Consider the following 1,426-nt stretch of genomic DNA (forward strand, 5'->3'; position numbering starts at 1 on the left):
AGCAGAGAGCAGTTTTCCTTGGCTTAAAGTGTTATTTGTAATTGGAGCAGTAATATCATTCGCTTTATTTGTTTATAAAATTTATCAAATTATAAAATTGAAGCAAGCGGGAGAAAAGCAAAAATTCACAGACTATATAAAAGTTACAATCCCTAAAAGCAATAATGCCTTTTCATTTTACAATACTGTTTTTATGGGCGATGCGGTTACAAAAGAAAACGAAGAAGGCATTTTAGAGCACGAGTTAGTGCATGTTAAGCAAAAACACACTTTAGATTTATTATTTTTTGAGGTAATGCGCATCGCCCTTTGGTTTAATCCACTAGTGTATGTCTACCAAAACAGAATAGCAGAAGTACACGAGTTTATAGCCGACTCTAAAGTGAAAAAAACGAGTAAAAAAGAACAGTATGAGTTGCTGCTGTCTCAAATTTTTGAGACAAAAAATATCTCATTCATTAACCATTTTTATAAATCATCATTAATTAAAAAACGAATAGTTATGTTACAAAAATCAAAATCTGGTAAAGTTTTAAAGTTAAAATATTTAGCATTGGTGCCATTAGTTGCAGGTATGTTATTCTATACCTCTTGTGAAACAGAAAATGACGCTGAAATAGATGCAGTAGAGGCAAAAAGTAGTGTTGATGAGGTAGAGGCCTTAGATGAGGTTGTTATTGTAGGTTACTCTGCAGATCCAAGCACAATACAAACAAATTCTGACGTTAAGCTTATTAAGTATTCAAGCAATGAAGAAGCAAATAATTCAGGTATTTTTGATAAAGAAGAAGGTGATTTAGTGCCTTTTTCAACAATAGGTACGCCACCAGCTTTTCCTGGTAATGAAAATGCAGAAAACCCTAGAGAAAATTTTAATAAGTCGTTTAATGAGCACATCAGAAAAAACTTTGAATACCCAGAAGAAGCTCAAGAGAAAGGAATACAAGGTAGGGTAAATATTAGGTTTATTATAGAAGAGGATGGCTCTGTAAAAAACTTGCAAATGCGTGGTCCAGATAAACTTTTGGTAAATGAGGTTGCACGTATTATTAGCAGACTGCCTAAGTTTTCTCCAGGAATGGAAAATGGTAAGGCGGTTAAAGTTCCTTTTTCTTTACCAATTACCTTTAGATTAAAGTAATAAAAATTTAAATAAGGATGATACAGTATATAGTTTTAGTAGTAACATTTCAGTTGTTGTTTTTGGCAATTTATGATTTGTTTTTAAAAAAGGAGACTTTTTTTCAAAGCAACCGGGTGTATTTAATAGGTACGTTTTTAGTGTCTTTATTTTTACCTTTTGTAAAGTTGCCAGTCTTTAAAACTGTAGTATCACAGCAATATGCAGCCATTGTTTTAGATGAAATTGTATTAACAGCAAATTCACCACAAGCTGCAGCAGAGAGCAGTTTTCCTTGGCTTAAAG

The 1,426-nt window shown here is 32.5% G+C and carries 1 protein-coding gene and 1 pseudogene; both read left to right on the forward strand.

The features are described 5' to 3' along the window. Window positions 1-1,141, forward strand: a 1,141-nt coding sequence (locus KLA_RS18175) for a M56 family metallopeptidase (protein ID WP_034647393.1), incomplete at its 5' end; no start/stop codon positions are given. A gap of 17 nt (window positions 1,142-1,158) precedes the next feature. Beyond that, window positions 1,159-1,426: pseudogene (locus tag KLA_RS17190) on the forward strand (energy transducer TonB); the annotation flags it as partial.

The organism is Cellulophaga geojensis KL-A (genome assembly GCF_000568425.1).
Taxonomy (GTDB): Bacteria; Bacteroidota; Bacteroidia; order Flavobacteriales; family Flavobacteriaceae; genus Cellulophaga; species Cellulophaga lytica.